Origin of the sequence: Altererythrobacter aquiaggeris (genome assembly GCF_037154015.1) — a bacterium.
Taxonomy (GTDB): Bacteria; Pseudomonadota; Alphaproteobacteria; order Sphingomonadales; family Sphingomonadaceae; genus Aestuarierythrobacter; species Aestuarierythrobacter aquiaggeris.
Genome location: NZ_JBANRL010000001.1, coordinates 556,357 through 575,031, shown reverse-complemented (window position 1 = coordinate 575,031; position 18,675 = coordinate 556,357). Strand labels below are relative to the sequence as shown.

General features: G+C 59.7%; 21 protein-coding genes and 1 tRNA gene. 11 read left to right on the top strand and 11 right to left on the bottom strand.

Annotated features, from left to right (window positions below; translation table 11 throughout):
• Positions 1-8: 8 nt before the first annotated feature.
• Both hslV and WFP06_RS02780 read right to left on the bottom strand, forming a co-directional pair.
• A complete protein-coding gene (gene hslV / locus WFP06_RS02785; protein ID WP_336985728.1) occupies positions 9-569 on the bottom strand; it encodes an ATP-dependent protease subunit HslV in 561 nt (186 codons plus the stop codon).
• A 59-nt stretch (positions 570-628) separates the two neighbouring features.
• Positions 629-1,105, bottom strand: coding sequence for an outer membrane protein assembly factor BamE (locus WFP06_RS02780; RefSeq protein WP_336985727.1), 477 nt, complete (start codon positions 1,103-1,105; stop codon positions 629-631).
• A gap of 186 nt (positions 1,106-1,291) precedes the next feature.
• Here WFP06_RS02780 and WFP06_RS02775 point away from each other — a divergent pair, with 186 nt between their 5' ends.
• The 3 genes from WFP06_RS02775 to WFP06_RS02765 all read left to right on the top strand — a co-directional run bounded on the left by WFP06_RS02775 (position 1,292) and on the right by WFP06_RS02765 (position 3,517).
• A complete protein-coding gene (locus WFP06_RS02775; RefSeq protein ID WP_336985726.1) occupies positions 1,292-1,825 on the top strand; it encodes a ubiquinol-cytochrome C chaperone family protein in 534 nt (177 codons plus the stop codon).
• Positions 1,822-2,343 (top strand): YceD family protein, encoded by a 522-nt coding sequence (locus WFP06_RS02770; protein ID WP_336985725.1) that lies wholly within the window; start codon positions 1,822-1,824, stop codon positions 2,341-2,343. The genes WFP06_RS02775 and WFP06_RS02770 overlap by 4 nt, the downstream gene beginning before the upstream one ends.
• 271 nt (positions 2,344-2,614) lie before the next feature.
• Positions 2,615-3,517, top strand: coding sequence for an OmpA family protein (locus WFP06_RS02765; RefSeq protein WP_336985724.1), 903 nt, complete (start codon positions 2,615-2,617; stop codon positions 3,515-3,517).
• Between the two features lie 93 nt (positions 3,518-3,610).
• Here WFP06_RS02765 and ssb read toward each other — a convergent pair whose 3' ends face one another.
• The 5 genes from ssb to WFP06_RS02740 all read right to left on the bottom strand — a co-directional run bounded on the left by ssb (position 3,611) and on the right by WFP06_RS02740 (position 7,664).
• A complete protein-coding gene (gene ssb / locus WFP06_RS02760) occupies positions 3,611-4,153 on the bottom strand; it encodes a single-stranded DNA-binding protein (RefSeq protein WP_336985723.1) in 543 nt (180 codons plus the stop codon).
• A gap of 83 nt (positions 4,154-4,236) precedes the next feature.
• A complete protein-coding gene (feoB, locus tag WFP06_RS02755; protein WP_336985722.1) occupies positions 4,237-6,087 on the bottom strand; it encodes a ferrous iron transporter B in 1,851 nt (616 codons plus the stop codon).
• Positions 6,084-6,323: a FeoA family protein gene (locus WFP06_RS02750; RefSeq protein WP_336985721.1), complete on the bottom strand. Its 240-nt coding sequence runs from the start codon at positions 6,321-6,323 to the stop codon at positions 6,084-6,086. Before WFP06_RS02750 ends, feoB begins: the two co-directional genes overlap by 4 nt.
• 56 nt (positions 6,324-6,379) lie before the next feature.
• Positions 6,380-7,057 carry a COQ9 family protein gene (locus WFP06_RS02745; protein WP_336985720.1) on the bottom strand — a complete coding sequence of 226 codons (678 nt, stop codon included), beginning with the start codon at positions 7,055-7,057 and terminating at the stop codon, positions 6,380-6,382.
• Positions 7,041-7,664, bottom strand: a complete 624-nt coding sequence (locus tag WFP06_RS02740) for an ankyrin repeat domain-containing protein (protein ID WP_336985719.1) — start codon at positions 7,662-7,664, stop codon at positions 7,041-7,043. The genes WFP06_RS02745 and WFP06_RS02740 overlap by 17 nt, the downstream gene beginning before the upstream one ends.
• Positions 7,665-7,744: 80 nt before the next feature.
• Between WFP06_RS02740 and WFP06_RS02735 the strand changes: the two genes are divergently transcribed.
• From WFP06_RS02735 to WFP06_RS02705, 7 genes are read left to right on the top strand one after another with little or no spacing between them, the layout of a single operon-like run.
• Positions 7,745-8,335, top strand: coding sequence for an SCO family protein (locus WFP06_RS02735; RefSeq protein ID WP_336985718.1), 591 nt, complete (start codon positions 7,745-7,747; stop codon positions 8,333-8,335).
• The gene (locus WFP06_RS02730; protein ID WP_336985717.1) at positions 8,323-8,781 is read left to right on the top strand and encodes a YcgN family cysteine cluster protein; all 459 of its coding nucleotides are present in this window, start codon (positions 8,323-8,325) and stop codon (positions 8,779-8,781) included. Before WFP06_RS02735 ends, WFP06_RS02730 begins: the two co-directional genes overlap by 13 nt.
• On the top strand, positions 8,778-9,500 hold the full coding sequence (locus WFP06_RS02725; protein ID WP_336985716.1) for a M48 family metallopeptidase: 723 nt from the start codon (positions 8,778-8,780) through the stop codon (positions 9,498-9,500). Before WFP06_RS02730 ends, WFP06_RS02725 begins: the two co-directional genes overlap by 4 nt.
• Positions 9,501-9,553: 53 nt before the next feature.
• Entirely contained in the window at positions 9,554-10,111 is a 558-nt protein-coding gene (locus tag WFP06_RS02720) for a DUF4402 domain-containing protein (protein WP_336985715.1), read from the top strand.
• A gap of 58 nt (positions 10,112-10,169) precedes the next feature.
• On the top strand, positions 10,170-10,604 hold the full coding sequence (locus tag WFP06_RS02715) for a hypothetical protein (protein ID WP_336985714.1): 435 nt from the start codon (positions 10,170-10,172) through the stop codon (positions 10,602-10,604).
• On the top strand, positions 10,588-11,559 hold the full coding sequence (gene ribD, locus WFP06_RS02710) for a bifunctional diaminohydroxyphosphoribosylaminopyrimidine deaminase/5-amino-6-(5-phosphoribosylamino)uracil reductase RibD (protein ID WP_336985713.1): 972 nt from the start codon (positions 10,588-10,590) through the stop codon (positions 11,557-11,559). The genes WFP06_RS02715 and ribD overlap by 17 nt, the downstream gene beginning before the upstream one ends.
• Positions 11,559-12,182: a riboflavin synthase gene (locus WFP06_RS02705; RefSeq protein WP_336985712.1), complete on the top strand. Its 624-nt coding sequence runs from the start codon at positions 11,559-11,561 to the stop codon at positions 12,180-12,182. The genes ribD and WFP06_RS02705 overlap by 1 nt, the downstream gene beginning before the upstream one ends.
• On the opposite strand, the gene WFP06_RS02700 is transcribed toward WFP06_RS02705, so the two are convergent.
• Both WFP06_RS02700 and WFP06_RS02695 read right to left on the bottom strand, forming a co-directional pair.
• Positions 12,179-13,360, bottom strand: coding sequence for an amino acid aminotransferase (locus tag WFP06_RS02700; protein ID WP_336985711.1), 1,182 nt, complete (start codon positions 13,358-13,360; stop codon positions 12,179-12,181). The two genes, WFP06_RS02705 and WFP06_RS02700, sit on opposite strands and share 4 nt — an antisense overlap.
• Positions 13,361-13,451: 91 nt before the next feature.
• On the bottom strand, positions 13,452-14,279 hold the full coding sequence (locus WFP06_RS02695) for a DUF1134 domain-containing protein (RefSeq protein ID WP_336985710.1): 828 nt from the start codon (positions 14,277-14,279) through the stop codon (positions 13,452-13,454).
• Between the two features lie 259 nt (positions 14,280-14,538).
• On the opposite strand from WFP06_RS02695, the gene WFP06_RS02690 reads away from it, so the two are divergent.
• Positions 14,539-14,629, top strand: a tRNA-Ser gene (locus tag WFP06_RS02690).
• A 217-nt stretch (positions 14,630-14,846) separates the two neighbouring features.
• Here the strand turns inward: WFP06_RS02690 and WFP06_RS02685 are convergent.
• Both WFP06_RS02685 and WFP06_RS02680 read right to left on the bottom strand, forming a co-directional pair.
• Entirely contained in the window at positions 14,847-16,097 is a 1,251-nt protein-coding gene (locus tag WFP06_RS02685) for an MFS transporter (RefSeq protein WP_336985709.1), read from the bottom strand.
• A 104-nt stretch (positions 16,098-16,201) separates the two neighbouring features.
• Entirely contained in the window at positions 16,202-18,529 is a 2,328-nt protein-coding gene (locus WFP06_RS02680; protein ID WP_336985708.1) for a TonB-dependent receptor, read from the bottom strand.
• Positions 18,530-18,675: the final 146 nt, after the last annotated feature.

Genomic DNA, 18,675 nt, shown 5'->3' with positions numbered 1-18,675 from the left:
TGTAGGGCTCAAACGGTCTCGACCGTCACACGGTCATTTGTGAAAACACAGACTTCTGCTGCGACAGCCATTGCGCGGCGGGCGATCTTTTCGGCATCATCCTCGTACGGATCGAGCGCGCGTGCAGCGGAAAGGGCATAATTTCCGCCCGAGCCAATTGCAGCCACGCCCCCTTCAGGCTCCAGAACGTCACCGTTCCCGGTCAGCACCAGAAGCGTTTCAGCGTCTGCCACAATCATCAGCGCCTCAAGATTGCGGAGATACTTGTCGGTCCGCCAATCCTTGGCCATTTCGACAGCGGCGCGCATCAGCTGGCCGCGGTGCTGTTCCAGTTTTTTCTCAAGCCGTTCGAACAGTGTGAAAGCATCTGCGGTCGCACCTGCAAAACCGGCAACAACTTTACCGCCTTCGCCGATCCGGCGAACCTTGCGGGCATTGGGTTTCATAACCGTGTTGCCCATCGATACCTGACCGTCACCCGCAATAACGGTCTTGCCGCCTTTGCTAACGCCGATGATGGTGGTGCCGTGCCACGGTGCCAGCCCGTGCGAATTGTCTGATGCGCTCATGAAACGGGATATGGGTGTTTGATTTCCTGCTTCAACCATCCTCTACACGGCCGGGACCGTCAGGGAGCAGGGGCGCCCTGACCAGGAAGCCCGCCGACCGAACCGATGTTTCCAAACAGATCTTCCAGAAAACCACGTTCCCTGCCAAGCGTTGGCGTTTCGGTGCCATCGGGGTTGATTTTGGCGACGAGATCCATTCCGGTGCGATCGGTAGATGTTACATTGCCTGAAGCGTCGAATTCTACCTTGAGGACCGAATGTCCGATAATACTTGGTGCGGTAAACGGCTTCTGCCCGGTCTGGCTGGATACGTAATACCAGGTTTGTGTTCCGTACTGGCTGGTAAAGGTGGGCCGGCCAAGCGTCTGCGAAACCGATAGCCGGTTATCGATACCAGGCTGAATGGCATCAACCAGCGCCGGGCTGACGATATAACCGCGCCGATCGTTGATCGAACTGCAACCGCCGGCTAGCAGCGCGAGCGCAACCGCACCGACGACAAGAAAATGTCCAGAATTCCGTCCAATTGACCGCATGGTCTGATCTACTCCGAAACTTGCGCGCACCGTCCGAATTGCGGGCCGGCATCTGGCGTCCTATATTGGCCAAGCCTTAAGGGGCATCACGGCCCCTTGCAACTACAGCTGACGCACTGCGATGTGGATCGCGGTTTGAATTGTGCATGAACGCGCGTTACCGAATGAAAAGGAATTTTCCGACCAATGTCTTTCATTGCCCGCATTCTTGGCCTGCAACCCGACCCGCGCGAGGGTTTGCGCCCGCTTTGGCACCGGGTCATCGAAATTGCGCGCAAGGAAAAATGGTACGCGCAGTTTGGCGCCGCGGACACGCTGGCAGGCCGATTCGACATGATTACCGCGGTCCACTCGCTGACATTGCTGAGAATGGAGAAGTCGCCCGACCTTGTCACGCCTTGTGTTCACCTCACCGAATTGTTTGTCCAGGATATGGACGGGCAAATGCGTGAAGCCGGCGTGGGCGATGTTGTTGTGGGGAAACATGTCGGCAAGCAAATGGCAGTGCTCGGCGGAAGGCTGGGTGCATTTCGCGCGGCGCTGAAACCGGGTGAAATAAGCCTTATGACAAGCGCAGTGGAACGCAATCTGACTTTGCTGGAGGGTGCCGACCCTGGCCGAATGGCCGCAGCACTTACCGGGCTGTGGCATGCGCTGGATGCGGCCAGCGACGAAGAAATCCTGGCGGGCCGGATTGAGTATGGAAAATCCGGGCAATGAGCGGCGGAGAATTCAGCCGGACAATCCGGGTCCAGAAAATCCGCGACGGAGCAGAGACTATAACTGCAAACGAGCGAGAACGTCAGGCGTTGGCCGAGCGGTTCGGAATAACTGCGATAGACCGTCTTGTGGCGTCACTCACCCTTACACCGAAAGACGGTGAAGTGCTGGCCTCGGGGCGGGTGGAGGCGGAAATTGTCCAGCCCTGTGCGGTTTCGGGCGAGGATTTTCGCTTGCATATATCCGAAAAGCTCGAGCTTCGCTTCGTTCAGGGCGTGGCTGACGATGTAGCACCCGACGAGGAAATCGAGCTCACCGAAGACGACCTCGATGTTGTGGATTTCGACGGCGAAACTGTCGATATCGGCGAAGCGGTTGCGCAGAGTTTGGGTCTGGCAATCGATCCTTTTGCACGCGGCCCCGATGCAGAAACGGCCCGCAAGAAAGCCGGCATAAAAGACGAAACCATGCCCGGCGGAGCATTTGCCGAAGCATTGGCGGCGCTGAAACCGAACTGATGTGGCGGCGAGCTATGCGGCCTGAACCGTTCACCGCAAGTCTCGCGCAAATCGCCCGCACAACCGGCTAAACCCTGCCGAATGTTCACCTGCGAGCAAGGCGGCACTGCGCACGCAGGGGCTCCGCCGTGTTCACGTATGCCGCCCATTGGTGTATATTGCCGGACGACAAGACAGGGCTTTTGCCTGCCGGACACCCCGCAAACCCGGCGATCCGGTATATACCTCGGGCGCGCTTGGCCTGTCGAGACAATTACGAAGGAGTAGGATAATGCACAACGCTTCCAAAGGGTCAAAAGGCCTGATCGTGCTGGCGATGCTGGCTTTGCCGGTATCGGGCAGTCTTGCTGCGCAGGACCAGAATATTGCCGGCGACGAAGTCATGACAACAGTGTACGGCACCCCGCCTGCTGACCTGAGCGGTCTGGCCGCAGGCCCGGAAATCGAAGGCATAATTACCGCCCGCACTGGCGAGGCCATGCAGGTTACCACCAGCGATGGGTCCAACACTGTGGTGAGCATCAGCGAGGGTACCCAGATCAGAGCCAAAAAGGGGCTGTTCGGGCTTGGGCGTGACGTGCTGAACGCTGATGCGCTGCTAAACGGTTTGCCTGTCACGGTCGAAACCGTTCGGTGGGGTGGCGGATTAGTAGCTAGCCAGATCAGGTTCAAGAACGATGATTTCCAAACCGCTGCAATGATCCGCAACGGGACTTCGCAACGCTTCGCCGAACAGGGTGCTGCGATCGAACAGAATGCAGCAGCAACCGAAGCGTTACGCGGCCGTGTGGGTGATATCGACAAGTACAATATCAAAGGCACCACCAACGTTTATTATGACACCGGAAAGTGGAAACTATCACCGCAAGCCGAAACCGAACTGTGTGCCGCGGCAGCACAGGCCGATGCGATGGACAACGCCCTTCTGCTGGTCGTCGGCTATACCGATTCGGTTGGTAGCCAGGAATATAATCAGGTTCTCAGCGAAAGGCGCGCCGGCCGGGTGGTAAACTTCCTTCAGCAGGAATGTCGCTGGAAACCATGGCGTATGCTGACCCCGACCGGCATGGCCGAGGCCGACCCGCTGGCTGACAACAATACTGCGGCGGGCAAAGCGCAAAACCGCAGGGTTTCGGTTAATATTCTCGTCAGCAAGGGTCTTGACGGAATGTAGGGCGCGCGGGGTGGGCGCCGCGCCCACCCCCTGTCATCAGGTCCCGTTTGTCCATGGGCCATATCAAAGAAGGCAAAGCCCGCCCGTGGTCGGTTAAAACGGAATATCATCGTCCAGATCGTCGCCGATGCTGCTGCCGCCGCCGTTTCCGCCCAATCCGCCGGCATTGTCGCCGCCCTGGTTCCAGCCTCCACCTTGTCCTCCACCCGGGCCTCCACCAGAACCGCCGCCGCTCTGATAGCCGGCTCCACCTTGCCCGGCGCCCTGGCCACCGCCTTGTCCGCCGGGCCCGTCAAGCATCGTCAGCGTGCCATTGAAGCCGCGCAAAACGATTTCGGTCGAATAACGGTCATTGCCCGACTGGTCCTGCCATTTGCGGGTTTGCAACTGGCCTTCGACATAGACTTTGCTGCCCTTCCGCAAAAAACGTTCGGCAACCGAGACCAACCCTTCGCTGAAAATAGCGACAGTGTGCCATTCGGTGCGTTCCTGCCGTTCACCGCTGTTCTTGTCTTTCCACTGTTCGCTGGTCGCGATGCGAAGATTGCAGACCTTGCCGCCGTTCTGAAAGCTGCGCACTTCCGGGTCTGCCCCCAGATTGCCGATAATCATCACTTTATTCAGGCTGCCCGCCATTGGAATTTCCTCTCGAATCTGTTGATCGGTAAGCTAGCCAATCACCCGCTGCGAAGCCAGATGACCCGCCCGTTTTGCTGTGGCTAAAGCCCCAGTGATGTCGCCGTCCAGAAAGTGATGCCGGCAAATACATAGGCCATCGCGAACAGATAACCCAGCATGAAGATCGGCCATTTCCAACCGTTCGTCTCGCGCCGTGTCACAGCAATTGTCGAAAGGCACTGCGGTGCAAATACAAACCATGCGAGAAATGCGAGCGCGGTTGGCAAACTCCAGCGGGCACCCAGCCTTTCGGACAGGGCCAACGCTTCCTCCTCCTCATCATCGGCATCGACCGCATAAGTCGTGGCCAGCGCGGATACGGCCACCTCGCGTGCAGCCATCGCCGGGATGAGCGCCAACGCGATCTCCCGGTTGAATCCGATGGGTTCCACGACCACAGCCAGTCCGGTCGCGACCTTGCCGGCAATCGAAGCGTCAAGCTGGCTTTCACCTGCGTCCGCTTTGGGAAAAGTGAGCAGGACCCACAAAATGACTGTAGCGGCAAAAATGATCGTGCCCGCACGCCGAAGGAATACCCATGCGCGCTGCCACAGGCCGATCAGCAGATCACGCAGCCGCGGCATCTGGTAGCGCGGCAATTCCATAATAAACCCGCTCGCGGCACCTTTTGTCACCGTGCTGCGCAGAACAAGCGCGACCACCATCGCCCCGGCGATGCCCGCGATATAAAGCGCAAACAGGACCAGCCCCTGAAGCCCGATTCCGGGGCCGACACTGCGGGCGGGAATGAACGCTGCAATAATCACTGCATATACCGGAAGCCGCGCCGAACAGGTCATCAGCGGCGCGATGAGAATGGTGGTGAGCCGGTCTTTCGGATCGGCAATGCTGCGCGTCGCCATGATGCCCGGGATCGCGCAGGCGAAGCTGGACAGGAGCGGAATGAAACTGCGACCCGACAGACCCACGCTTGCCATCAGCCGGTCCATCAAAAAGGCCGCGCGCGCCATATATCCGGTCGCTTCCATCGTCAGTATAAAAGCAAACAGGATGACGATCTGGGGGAGGAACACGACGACCGAGCCCACGCCGGCCAGCACACCCTCTGTAACAAAGTCGCGCACAATGCTGCCGGGCATCACCGCCATAACCCAGCCCGATAGCCCGCCGATAATGGCCTCCAAAGCATCGGCGAAAGGTGTCGCCCAAGCAAAAACGGCTTGAAAAATGACGAACAGCAGGCCGAACAGGAAGATCGGCCCGAGCCACGGATTGAGCAGAAATCTGTCGAGTCCGGCGTGCAGCCGGTGTTTGCCGCTTTCCGATAGAATTGCCGCCTTGGCGATATTGCGCGCGGAAAGCCGGCGTTCCGGCAGCGTCAAATGCGGTCTGGGGTGCGGGACTTCGACTTCGGCGCTGGCTTCTGCCCGGTCCAGCGCCGCCAGCAACTGCGTCAGGCCGCGCTTGCGCACCGCGACAGTCGGAACCACCGGAATGCCAAGCGCTTGCTCCAGCGCGGCCGGATCGATTACCAATCCGTCCCGTTCCGCCAGATCGACCATGTTGAGCGCGGCGATTGTCGGGCGGCCGAGCTCGATGACCTCCTGTGCGAAAACCAGATGCTGTTCCAGATTGGCCGCATCGAGAACGATTATGATGACTTCGGGGGTTACTTCGCCGGGGAATTCGCCGTGAACAACCTTGCGGGTGACCTCTTCATCGGGGCTGGTCGTGTCGAAACTGTAACTGCCCGGCAGGTCGATCAGTTCGGCAATTTCGCCGCCCGGCAGCGTAACGCGCCCGACTTTCCGTTCGACCGTCACGCCGGGATAATTGGCAATTTTCTGGCGCGCGCCGGTCAATGCATTGAACAGCGCGCTTTTACCCGCGTTGGGATTTCCGACAAGCGCTGCGGTGCGGATTCCGGTCATAGCGCCTCCACCGTCATCGCCCGCGCATGGACGCGGCGGATCGCCACAGTCATGCGCCCGATTATCAGCGCGATCGGATCCTTTCCGGCAAAAACACCGCGATGCGCGATGGCGATTTCCGCACCTTCGTCAATCCCCAGAGCCTTGAGCCGCCGACCTTCGTCAGGCGCGAGCACGTCCCAATCCACCGCAACGATTCGCGCGCGCTGACCGGAGCTGATTGTATCGAGTGTCATGCTGCTCCGCTGCCAGAACCAACGGCTAATTGCAACTAATTCGCAATAGGAACTGGCTATCGCGCGGGGTAGCGCATCCGGCCTAGAAAACGCGTAATGCTGAACCGTTCTACGCCAGGTTTCAGCAGCTTTGCTTTCACCTTCTCGAACTGCATGACTCCGTCGATCCGGCGCTCCAAAAATGCGCTGGTGGCCGATTTATTGTCGCTTTCGTCCTGCACAAAGTGCGCCAGTGTCGCGCTGTAAATGCCCGCCAGTATCACGCGTTTCGAATAATGATTGTAATCGGTCGCGGTATCGCCCGCGAGCCGCCACATCAGGTCGGCACTGTTCCAGCCCAGTTGAAGCGAACGCGCACCATTTTGCGGCATGGCCATGATCGACATTGCGCGGCGCAGCGCCTCGTCCCGCCCGTCAATCGCATCTAGCCGAAACTGGACGAGGGCCCGAATGCGCTCGCGTACCTTCATTTCCGCAAGCCGTTCGGCGGGCAGCGCTTCGACCATCGCCTGATCGACACTTCCGATCCACGCAGCAATCATGTCCATTGCACCGCCTTTGAACGCCAGCCGCGCAACCGACGCATCGACGCCGGCAGCGGCGGCAGCCGCGTCCACCGCTTCGCCCGTCCAACCGTCGAATACCGCGGCATCGGCAATGTCGGGCGCCAAAAACAGCCGCAATTCATCCAGCGTCATATCGCCGGGCTCGATCAAATCAGAATTCAGGGCCATAAGTCGGCTGCTCCGCTTCGCCGGTGCTTGAGGCTTCAAACCGTTCGATTTCAGTACTTGCGATCCCGCGCGCACCATCGAGCATCGCATAATCACGCGCCGAACGGCCCGAATTATCGCTTCTGTCCGGATTGGCTCCGCCTTCCAGCAGGGCACGGATCATCACCGTATCACGGCGCAGGATTGCCGCAATCAAGGGCGTTTCGCCCGTCACATTGCCTTCGTCGATATTTGCGCCCGCGGCGATCAGTTCCCTCACACTTTCGACATGATTGCCGTTCACCGCGAGGATTAACGGCGTCTCCCCCCGCTTGTTTCGGACATCGACACGCGCGCCTTTCTGCAGAAAATAGCGCACCCACACGGTATCGCCGCGTTCGGCCACGATATGCAATGCAGTATCGAGGGTGGTGGCGTCGCGTGTATTCACAATCATGCTTCCGGGCTGGGCCGCCATTTCCGAAACGATGCTGCCGTCTTTTTCCCGCACTGCCTTCAGAAATTTGTAGCTATCGGAAAAACTCTGGGCAGCGGCAGGCAACGCTGCAGTCAGCGTTACAACGATTAAAGCACCTGAGACTATGAGCTTACGACCGGCACGAAACACGGATTTGATCCCCGAAATTATCATCAGAATGACCTGACCACTTGCGGCTTGCCAGTTAGCAGAGCATTAACCGGCGCGCTATGACAAACACGATATTTCCTGTTCTGGCCGCGTTGGCGCTGGCTTCCTGTTCTGCATCCGCTCCCGCTCCTGCGCAGGAGCCTCCGCTTGCCGGTGCATCGATTGGCGGACCATTCACGCTGACCAACAGCGCCGGCGGCACCGTCCAATGGTCGGATTTTGCCGGAAAATACCGGATAGTCTATTTCGGATATGCCTATTGCCCCGACATCTGCCCGACGGATGTCCAGCGGCTGGCGCAGGGTTACGCGCTGTTTGCGAAAGCCGAGCCGGGGCTGGCCGAACAGGTCCAGCCGATGTTTATCACGATCGATCCCGAACGCGATACACAGCAAGTGGTGGGTGAATTCACGGCGGCATTTTCCCCTGACTTGCTGGGCCTGACCGGCACGCCGGAGCAGATCAAGGCTGCAGCAGACGCATTCAAGGTGTTTTATTCCCGCGGTGAAACCTCAGAGGGCGGCGGCTATCTGATGGATCATTCCAATATCGCCTATTTGATGGACCGTGACGGCTCACCGCTGGCCACCTTGCCGGTCGATCTGACGCCGCAGGATATCGCCGACGAGATTGCCAAGTGGACCAGTTGAGAGATACATTCTGGGAGCTACCCCTGGCAGATCTCAGCCGTGCCGAATGGGAGGCGCTGTGCGACGGCTGCGGGCGCTGCTGCCTGCACAAGATCGAAGACGGCGACACCGGCGAAATTGCCGAAACGAACGTGGCCTGCAAACTGCTCGACACCCGCACCGCCGAATGTTCGAATTATCGCCAACGGAGGGCTTATGTGCCCGATTGCTTGCGGCTGACGATACGCAATGTCGATCAGGCGACCTGGCTGCCGTCCAGCTGCGCTTATCGCCGCCGGGCGGACGGATTGCCCATACCTGACTGGCACCCGCTGTTGACCGGTGACCCGCTGGCTGCAGTGGCGGCAGGGGTTTCGGTTGCGGGCCGCGTTATCAGCGAAAACGACGCCGGACCGCTCGATCACCACATCGTCGAATGGTCGGATTTCGAGGCGGGCAAAGCATGATCGAATGGCTCACTCGGTCGCGCCAGGACCCGCGGATCGAAGTCGGTGGACATCTGCTGCCAATTGCGGTCAGGCGCCATGCGCGTGCATCACGCATGACGTTGCGGCTGGCGCCCGATGGTTCGGAAGTGCGCGTAACCTTGCCGCAGTGGGGCCGAACGGCAGAAGCCATTGCATTCGCCGAAAGCCGGCGCGATTGGCTGGACCAGCAGCTTGTCAAAGTGCCGCCGGCATTGAAGATCGGCCCCGGCAGCACGTTCGAATATCGCGGCGCGAAAGTATCGGTTGTCTGGCAAGCTGAAGCGGCACGGCGGCCGGTCCTCGCAAATGACCGGCTGACTGTTGGCGGGCCGATAGACAACCTTGCACCGCGCATCGGCCGGTGGCTGGAAAAACAGGCGCTGCGCCATATTCGCGGAGACCTGGCCGAATATTGCCAGAATGCCGGGGCCGAGGTCCCAAGCGTACGCCTGTCGCGCGCGCAGCGACGGTGGGGCAGCTGTGCCAGCGACGGAACCATCCGGATCAACTGGCGGCTGATACAGGCGCCGGATTGCGTCCGCCGCTCCGTCGTGGCGCACGAGGTGGCCCATCTGGTTCATTTCGATCACAGCCCCGCCTTCTACCAAATGCTCGCGGCAATTTACGCAGATGACCTGAGTGCTGCCGACCGCTGGCTGAAAGCACATGGGCGATCGCTCTACGCGGCGTTTGGCTAGGCAGCGCGGCCTGGCTTTAGGGTTCGTTAACCTTAAAGCGTGATAATCGAGCCATGTTCCGCCACTTTTTTTCCCTGTTAGCGGCCGCCCTGCCGCTCACGCTTGCACCGTCTGTCCCGGTCGCAGCGCAAGGGATATGCACGAACTGCGACCTCCCGCCGGCGTGCCGCGGCGTCGGTAACGGGCGCGACAAGCCTAATCAGAAAAAGGATTGCCGCCCGGTTAATCTGGACATCGAAAGCAATCTCGATTTCGGCCGGCTGGTTTTGATCGGCGACGGTGTTGGTCAGGTCGTGCTCGATCTGAAAACCGGCGAAAAACGCACCACCGGCGGGATCGGTGATCTTGGAGGAATGGCGTTTCAAGGGAAAGCCCGCATAACCGGTGTGCCCAACACGGCCATCCGCATCGAACTTCCCGCCAGCATCATCATGACCGATGGCGCAGGGGCAGAAGCCCAGTTATCCGAACTGCAAACAGATATGCCGCTGGTCGGATATCTCGATGGTAACGGGGAACTGGAGTTCCAGTTTACTGGCAAGTTGAAAACCGACAGCCCCATAGGCGGGAATCTGCGCGGCAGGATCCCGATCCGTGTACAATATAACTGACCCGCGAAGGCTTCGCTAACGCTGGCAATTATCCGCGGACCGCACTATCTTGCCCGTTATGGGTTTCCTCAAACGTTTCAATCCAAAGCCGGGCGTCGAAGACTTCATTTCGGAGTTCTCCCGGCCCAATCCCTATCGCTGGCGCATTCTGGCGGTGTCGGTAGCGCTGACCTTTACCATATTTTCCGTCTTCACATATGAAGGGGCTAAGGGCCCACCCGTATTGCCCGAAGTGACCTATATCACCAGCTGGGCTGACGACCGGACCGACGCCGAAATTCTGGCTTCAAACATCGAAAACCAGCGGTTGAAAGACGAACGTGCTGCGATGATGGAAGAATCGCTCAAAGCCAGGAAAGAAATGTATCGGGCGCTGGGCAGAGCCAGCGGAATGGATGTTGACGCGATTGAAGACCGTATCGAAAACCAACGCGCGGAACGCCTCGCACCCGGTGCGCCGCAAGAAGGCAGCGCAATTGTCCAGACCGAATGAAGACCAGAGCTGGCTTGCCGCTGCTGCGCGATTGGGCGAGCGCGGGCGGCCGGGCAGCGCACCAAACCCGGCAGTTGGCGCAATCATAGTAAAGCGCGGCTGCGTGATCGGACGCGGCTGGACCATGGCTGGCGGCCGGCCCCATGCAGAGGCGGCGGCATTGCAGCAGGCAGGCAGCGCCGCCCGCGGGGCAACTTTGTACACTACGCTCGAACCTTGCGCGCATCGGTCGCAGCGCGGACCAACCTGTTCGGACATCATCGCGCAGTCCGGTGTGTCGCGCGTGATTTGCGGGATGCTCGATCCCGACCCTCGCACATCCGGCCAGGGCATTAAATTATTGCGAAATGCCGGCATCGCGGCTGAAGTCGCCGCATCGGCACCTGCGCTGGCCAGCCTGGCGGGCTATTTGAAATACAAGACCACCGGCAGACCGTCAGTTACGCTGAAACTGGCCATGTCGCTCGATGGCAAAATCGCCCTGGCGAATGGTTCGAGCAAGTGGATAACAGGCGAAACGGCCAGAAATCACGTGCACGTGCAGCGTTCGCGGCACGATGCGATTGTGGTTGGCGGCGCAACTCTTAGAAACGATAATCCGCGGCTCGATGTGCGTTTGCCGGGCCATCAAGGCACCAGTCCGCAGCGATGGGTGCTGTCGCGCAGCGCGGCGCCCGAAAGCTGGGGCCGCCTGAGTTCCCCCGCGGCAATTACAGAGATGGTGGGTGTCCAGTACCTGTATGTCGAGGGTGGCAGCAGTGCTGCTGCGGCTTTCCTTCAAAGCGACCTTGTCGATACGCTGCATATCTACCGCGCGCCCATCATCGCAGGTGCGGGTCTGGATGCCGTCGCCGGCATCGGCGTGGCTAACCTTGCCGATGCGCATGGCCGATGGCGGATGACCGACAGGCGGCAGCTTGGCATCGACCTGTTCGAAGCCTATGAGCGCTGCTGATGTTTACAGGAATTATCACTGCCATTGGCACGATCGACACAGCTGGCAAACGCGGCGATCTGCGCGTCAGGATCAGCTGCCCGTTTGACCCGGCGGACATGGATATCGGCGCATCCATTGCGTGTTCGGGGATTTGCCTGACGATTGTCGAACGCGGCGGCGAAGCAGGTAATGGCTGGTTCGCCGTGGATGTCTCGGACGAGACTATCTCATGTTCGGTAGCCGGAATGTGGGAAGCGGGGCAGCTGCTCAATCTCGAAACGGCGCTCAAACTGGGTGATGAACTGGGCGGTCACATAGTAACCGGCCATGTTGACGCTGTTGGAACACTTGTCTCGCTTGAGGATGCCGGCGGCTCGCACAAGCTGACCATCCGTGCACCGCGCGAACTGGCGGCCTATCTTGCGCCCAAGGGATCAGTCACGGTCAACGGCGTATCGCTGACGGTCAATGACGTCACGGACAGAGCCGACGGGTCGTGCGACTTTACGCTCAACATCATCCCGCACACCTGGGAAGTGACCACACTTGGCAGTCTGTCGCAAGGCAATCAGGTCAATCTGGAAATTGATACGGTCGCCCGTTACCTGCACCGGATGCAGCAGTTGAAGCCCGCACCCTAACCCGTAACGTCAGCCAATGCGCTGATGAACTTGTCGATGTTGTCCATCGTTAGCCCTGCCACGTTTATCCGGCCCGACCCCGCCATGTAAACCGCGTGATCATCGCGCATCTGCCGGACCTGTTCCTTGCTTACCGCCAGCGTCGCGAACATGCCGTTTTGTTTGCCAAGCGGGGTCAAATCAACGGATCCCGCGGTTCCCGCAGACGCCAGACGTTCACGCACCTGCCGCAATCTTGCCCGCATGGTCGCCAATTCGTCCAGCCAGCTTTCTTTCAGGCCACTATCGCCCAGCGCCAGCCGAACCGCAGCCGCACCGTGATCAGGCGGCATCGACCAGTTTGAACGGGCCAGAGAGTTGGCATTCGACAGCACCAGTTCGATGGCCGCAGCATCCTGCGCCATGACATACAATGCCCCGACGCGGTCACGGTAAAGCCCGAAATTCTTGTCGCAGCTATATGCGATCAGCGCCTCGGGAACCGCGGCCTGCACTGCGCGCAGCCCGTAGGCGTCTTCCTCAAGCCCGTGACCCAGCCCGTGATAAGCGAGGTCGATAATCGGCAAGACACCCGTCTCGGCCAGCAATGCAGCGATTTCGTCCCATTGGTCATTTGTGTAATCGACGCCGGTCGGATTGTGGCAGCAACCGTGCAGCAGGACCGTGTCGCCGCGGGTTTTTGCAGCGGCGTCAATCGCCTGGCGTAATGCATCCATATCGGCCAGACCGTCAGCCGTCACATGATTGAACGGCGCAAGATCAAGACCCAGGTCAGCCAGAATCTGTGCGTGGTTGGGCCAGCTGGGAACACCCATATGAACCCTTGTGCAGCCAGCCTTTTGCACCAGCGATAGCGCCAGCCTGACAGCGCCTGTTCCGCCGGGTGTCTGCATCCCTTCGATACGGCCGCCGCGCGACGGGTCAGCGCCGAAAATATACGGCATCAGTGCGTGGACGAAACCCATATCGCCTTCGGGGCCGAGATAGGATTTACTATCCTGCTCCTTGAGCAAAAGTTCCTCCGCACCCTTGATCGCGCCAAACACGGGTGTTCCGCCCTGCCCGGTGCGATATACGCCCACACCAAGGTCAACCTTGTCCGGCCGGTCATCGGCAGCATACATTTTGATCAGCGCAAGCAGCGCATCCGGCGACTGGGGAGAGAGACGGTCAAGCATTCGAACCTCATGCAGCCGTGCGGGTGGTCTATCAACCCGCAATCTGCACTGTCCGGGGCTATGCGTGTGAATGCATCCGCGCCCGGCAGGTTCAGAAAGGTAGCCAGCGCTGTTTCTTGGAAAACTTCATATAACCGGCATTGATGCCAAGCCGCAAACCCGCGCCGACGCGGATCGGGATGAGCACTACATCGCCGCGGCGCATATAGCTCGCCGTAAGGCCCCCGATGGCATAGGCTTGGCCCTCGCCAGCGGGATAGCGCTTGTAGAGATCTTCGCTGTCATAAAGATTATACACCAGCACAAAGGTGTTGGCCGCATTGGCGCCGGCATCGAACCCGATCGACGGGCCCGTCCAGTATACCGGCCGTTCCCCCTCGATCTTGTGATACATGGTGCCGGAGCCGTAACGCACCCCCACCACAAACGCGCCCCCGCCTTCGCGGCCGACAATATAGGCGTTGGGTTCGCCCTGCTTGGCAAGCAGGTCTTCGATCAACCGCGCCAGACCTTCGGCACCCTTGCCAAACACACCCTCGGCCGCGCCGATCAGGTCATCCTGCTTGTAAGTGCCGCTTTGCGCCGCAGCCACTTCAGGATTGGCCGCAGCTTGCGAGGCCGCCTCCGAAGCGTCGTCCGATGTAACCACGGGTTCCGACCATTCAGGGGCAAGCACATCACCCCACTGGCCCACCGTCGCCGGGTTGCCATCCTGCCCTGCTGACACGCGATCTGCCGGACGGGGCACCTCGCCATACACCGGCTGATCGCCGGGCTGTTCCGCCAGATCGCCGTCAATCGCAGCATCGGGATCGATAGTTTCGATCGATTGAGCGCCAAGCGGCGCGGCGCCCAGGCAGAATGCGAGCGTTGCGGCCACTCCGATCGCGGCACGGCGACCTCTTGCAAACAGTTTCATTTCTATCCCTCCCGTCCAAACGGACTTTTGCGTTTCCAGAAGAATCCTTCACGCGTGAAGCGGCAATGAACCGGCGACCAGTCGAGTCGCTTTTGCGGCGAACCGAGTCCAATGCACGCCGGACCCCTGTCCTTCAGCGGGCGTGTGAATTGAAGCCAGCAATCAGACGGGCGAAACAATTGGCCACTTCGCATATAAGGCGGTTGCCGATGGCTACAGTGCTCGCTATATCGCGCCAGCCGTCACAAGCTCGGTGTCCGGAGACGTGGGTGAGTGGCTGAAACCAGTTCCCTGCTAAGGAACCATAGGAGTAAATCCTATCGAGGGTTCGAATCCCTCCGTCTCCTCCACCATTTTTATTGATATTGTTGTGTTTTTTGAGTGTCCCGCGATTGCGCGTGACGCCGCGCCGGTGGCGTGTCAGTCCCGCGGAAGCCGCGCAATCCGCTGCTGCGATCTGGCTTGTCTGTCAAACCGGTTCGGGTTTTGAGGCGCCGGTTTGCCCTAACCGTCACCTGGAGGAAATTACACCCGTCCATTCAGCCGCATGCGGCAATATGCCGACCTCTAGGCGGCTTCAATTCGGCGGATTTGCGGCATCATCAGTTGTAACCAGGCCAGCGCCACCAGGTAAGACATCGACGCGAAGATAAACAAGGGCAGGAAGCCGAAGCCCGCATCCAGCACGCGCCCGGCGATCAGACTGATCGCAACGCCGCCCATATTCCCCATAAATGCTCCAAAGGCAGTAACCCGGCCGACTTTTGCGTTGGGCACTACATCCGTAATTGTCGCGAAAATAGAGAGCGAGAATCCCTGATGCCCGGCCATCACCACACCCATCATTATTGCCACCGGCCAGAAGGAATTGATGCCAAGAACAAGCGGAAGCGGCACAACAATCAGGGCTGAAACCAGCATCACGCCCTTGCGTACGCGATTCACCGGCCAGCCCTGTTCAAGCAGACGCGTAGAGACCCATCCGGCGAGCAGCGCGCCAAGACCGGAACCGGCAAAGGCAATTGCCAGCGGCACTGCCAGTTCCAGTGTCGAAAGGCCGAATTCCTTGCGGTAGTAATCTGCCAACCAGAAATTGATGAACCACCAGGTCATATCCGACAGCGCCTTGGCGATCACAATCGCCCAGGTCTGCCGATTGGTAAGAAAATTGCCATAGGCGTCGCCATCGCCGGCCGCCGTGACACCGCCGGGCCCAGTTGTTGCCTGCCGCAATTGCGACAGACCGCGCGCCAGCCACATCCAGGCCGCAAGCGATATGAAGCCGCCAATGCCGCCAAGAACAAGCGCACCCCGCCAGCCGAACGTCAGCGCCAGCGCCGGGATCACAAACGGCATTGCAATTGTCCCGGCACCCGCCAGCAGCGTGGCAAAGCCGAATGCGAGCGAACGCCGGTTAGGCTCGAACAGCGTGGCCACCGTTTTGATCGTCAGCGGGGTTTGCACGGCCTCGGTTACCCCAAGGCCCACACGGGCAGCGACCACTTGCGCTGTTGTGACAGCCCAGCCATGTGCAACTGCTGCGAAGCTCCACGCCGATGCTCCCAGTTGCATCGAGCGGTGCACCCCCAGCCGATCGACCAGCCAGCCGGTGAACAGGAATGCAAAGGCGGCGGAAAATTGTGTGACGGCGGCAAGATCGCCAAAGTCGGTATCGGTCCAGCCGAAGTCCGCCATCATATCCGGCTTCAGGATGGCAATAATCGGTCGGTCCATCGCGTTGAAGACACCCGCGATGCACAGGGTCGTGAACAGGGCCCAGCGCAGCCTGGTCGAAATGTGTTGCGGCGAACCAGCCATGATCGGCTCCGGCAATGAACGGGTTGGATTAAAACGGAAAGGGCCGCCGTGTTTCACCGGCGGCCCTGATCGTGGCTAACATCTGCGAATGGACTTCGCAGCCATCAGAAGCCAGCCCGCAGCGACACCCCGGCGTAGCGATCCGCATCGCGCGGGATTTGCAGACGCTGACCGTTGCCGATGTTGAGCAGTGCGTAGCGTTCGTCAGTAAGATTGCGGACGACGAATGTCAGACGATACTTGTCTGCCGGATCGGAAACGCCAATCGAGGCATTCCACATGGCGTAAGGCTCGATCAAACCGACTTCGTTCAGGTCCGAAAACTGCCGGCTGACGTGACGGAAGTCCGTATCCACGTAAAGCATGACAGGCCCAAGATCAGTTTCGTAACCTGCCCCCAGGGTGTAAACGAATTTGGGGGCGAGCGGTAACTGCGTACCGTCAGCAACCGGTGGCTGGTTCGCACCCACGCGGTTGAACGCGACGACACGGGCATCAGCATAAGCGGCGCTTGAACGCAGTGTCAGCCCGTCCACCGGAACCACGAGCAAGTCGGCTTCGAAGCCTTCGGTCTTGACCTTCCCGGCATTCGTCAGGTTGGTCACGGTTGCGCCATTCAGCAAGACGAAGTTGTTTGCCTGGAACCCGTCATATTCCGCCGAAAACGCCGCCAGGTTTATCTGGACCCGGTTGTCCGCGAATTGCGACTTGAGACCGATCTCGAAAGCGTCGGAAATTTCCTCGTCGATCGGAATTGCATTTGTGGGGGCTGTGTGGTTGAAGAACACGTTGAACGCCGGGCCCTTGTAGCCCCGGGTGAAGCTGCCGTAGAGCATCACATCATCGGTCGGCGTGAACTGCAACACGGCCTTGCCCGAAAGATTGCCGTTGCTGCTCGATCCGGCAGAGGTGTTGGTGCCGTTTCCGCCAGCGGCGATGGTGCCGCCTGCAGGGTTACCCGAAACGCCTGGCCCGGTGGCCGGAAGCCCGGTGGTGGCATTGACCCCCGGTGCGCGAATGTGGACGAAGTCGAGATCGTCCCAGGTGTATCTCAGCCCGCCCGTGAGCGAGAACATTTCGCTGAAGCGATATGTGGCCTGCCCGAACAGCGCGAAGTTATTGGAATCGACATCGCTGTCCGACGTTGCAGTCGGGAACAGCGTGTTGACGGTATCGGCCACGTTGCATGGGCGCGCGCCGCTGACCGGGTCTATTGCGGAAGTCGAACTGGCGCAGGTGATGTCACGGCGGGTGAACATCTGCTGGTTGTCCGATTTCCAGTAAAATGCGCCGACTTGGTAGAAGAACGGTTTTGCCTGATCTGAAGCCAGACGCGCTTCAAGCGAATATTGCTGGGTTTCGACCGTCCCTTCGTCATGCAGCTGCGCGGTGCCGACGATGGCGCGGGGCAGAAAATCACCTTCGCGGATTTCACGGTTTTCCCAGTTGCGATAACCCGCGATCAGGCTGAGAGTGTGGCCTTCAAAAACATCGAAATCGCCCGACGCCGTCAGGCTCCACTGGTTGTCTTTTGTACGGGTGACGAGGTTGTGGTTGACGAACCGCTGGTCGAGTCCCTGCGCTACGCCGCCCGGCAGGCCAAGCTCCGCATCGAGCGTCGCGCCGCGGCTGACCGTGGTTACATCCGCACAGCAATCGTCATCGGCTTTGAAATAGTCGGCTATGAAACGCAGTCTTGCCCCGCCACCATCGTAGTCCAGCAGGCCGCGTGCGCCGTAATGCTCGTAACCATTGACGTCCTCGCCGGTGGCTATGTTGCGGATGTTTCCGTCATAACTACCGTAAAAGCCGGTGACACGGCCCGAAAGGTTGGCCCCGAGCGGCCCGGAGAAAGAACCGCGAAGACGGTATTCGTCACCTTCGAACAAATCGGCACGGACGGTGCCTTCAAATTCGTCGGTCCCGCCTTTCGAGACGATATTGACCAGGCCGGCGCTGGCGTTCTTGCCAAACAGCGTGCCTTGTGGTCCGCGCAAAACTTCGAGCCGTTCTGCATCGACAAGATCCATGAAGGCCTGCCCAGAACGGCTCAGGACAACGCCATCGACCACGGTCGATACGCTGGGCTCCGCTGCAATCGAGAAAGTGATCGTGCCCACGCCGCGCATCACGATTGCGCTGTTGGCACTGGTGGTTCCTTTACGGAAGGTGACCGACGGGACCAGCTGGGTCAGCCCCTCAAGGCTGGTGGTGCCGGTCTGTTCGAGCCGGTCCGCGGTCACCGCAGTGATCGAAATAGGCACGTCTTGCACGTCCTCGGCGACTTTCTGCGCTGTCACCACGATGACCTCGATCCCGCCATCCCTTGCTTCGTCTGCGTCTTGGGCAGTAGCGGCTGTGGAAGCGAGAAGACCAAATGCACTGGTGGACATGGCCAAGGCGCGCACGGCGCGGTTCCGCAAATCTCTCATAATTTTCTCCCTAGTCATCCGAGCGCCGCCGCTCCGCTTGTTAAACCGCGGGCGTGCCTACGCATACGGCCGAAAATGCGCCCGCGATTCGCTTATGTCAAGCGTTGTCATATCGCACTTGATTGCTGATGCCAGATGGGGCAAGA

Excerpts from the sequence above, each read along its gene's own strand:
- hslV (WP_336985728.1), bottom strand. The coding sequence starts at position 569 with ATGAGCGCATCAGACAATTCGCACGGGCTGGCACCGTGGCACGGCACC.
- WFP06_RS02780 (WP_336985727.1), bottom strand. The coding sequence starts at position 1,105 with ATGCGGTCAATTGGACGGAATTCTGGACATTTTCTTGTCGTCGGTGCG.
- WFP06_RS02775 (WP_336985726.1), top strand. The coding sequence starts at position 1,292 with ATGTCTTTCATTGCCCGCATTCTTGGCCTGCAACCCGACCCGCGCGAG.
- WFP06_RS02770 (WP_336985725.1), top strand. The coding sequence starts at position 1,822 with ATGAGCGGCGGAGAATTCAGCCGGACAATCCGGGTCCAGAAAATCCGC.
- WFP06_RS02765 (WP_336985724.1), top strand. The coding sequence starts at position 2,615 with ATGCACAACGCTTCCAAAGGGTCAAAAGGCCTGATCGTGCTGGCGATG.
- ssb (WP_336985723.1), bottom strand. The coding sequence starts at position 4,153 with ATGGCGGGCAGCCTGAATAAAGTGATGATTATCGGCAATCTGGGGGCA.
- feoB (WP_336985722.1), bottom strand. The coding sequence starts at position 6,087 with ATGACCGGAATCCGCACCGCAGCGCTTGTCGGAAATCCCAACGCGGGT.
- WFP06_RS02750 (WP_336985721.1), bottom strand. The coding sequence starts at position 6,323 with ATGACACTCGATACAATCAGCTCCGGTCAGCGCGCGCGAATCGTTGCG.
- WFP06_RS02745 (WP_336985720.1), bottom strand. The coding sequence starts at position 7,057 with ATGGCCCTGAATTCTGATTTGATCGAGCCCGGCGATATGACGCTGGAT.
- WFP06_RS02735 (WP_336985718.1), top strand. The coding sequence starts at position 7,745 with ATGACAAACACGATATTTCCTGTTCTGGCCGCGTTGGCGCTGGCTTCC.
- WFP06_RS02725 (WP_336985716.1), top strand. The coding sequence starts at position 8,778 with ATGATCGAATGGCTCACTCGGTCGCGCCAGGACCCGCGGATCGAAGTC.
- WFP06_RS02720 (WP_336985715.1), top strand. The coding sequence starts at position 9,554 with ATGTTCCGCCACTTTTTTTCCCTGTTAGCGGCCGCCCTGCCGCTCACG.
- WFP06_RS02715 (WP_336985714.1), top strand. The coding sequence starts at position 10,170 with ATGGGTTTCCTCAAACGTTTCAATCCAAAGCCGGGCGTCGAAGACTTC.
- WFP06_RS02705 (WP_336985712.1), top strand. The coding sequence starts at position 11,559 with ATGTTTACAGGAATTATCACTGCCATTGGCACGATCGACACAGCTGGC.
- WFP06_RS02700 (WP_336985711.1), bottom strand. The coding sequence starts at position 13,360 with ATGCTTGACCGTCTCTCTCCCCAGTCGCCGGATGCGCTGCTTGCGCTG.
- WFP06_RS02695 (WP_336985710.1), bottom strand. The coding sequence starts at position 14,279 with ATGAAACTGTTTGCAAGAGGTCGCCGTGCCGCGATCGGAGTGGCCGCA.
- WFP06_RS02685 (WP_336985709.1), bottom strand. The coding sequence starts at position 16,097 with ATGGCTGGTTCGCCGCAACACATTTCGACCAGGCTGCGCTGGGCCCTG.
- WFP06_RS02680 (WP_336985708.1), bottom strand. The coding sequence starts at position 18,529 with ATGAGAGATTTGCGGAACCGCGCCGTGCGCGCCTTGGCCATGTCCACC.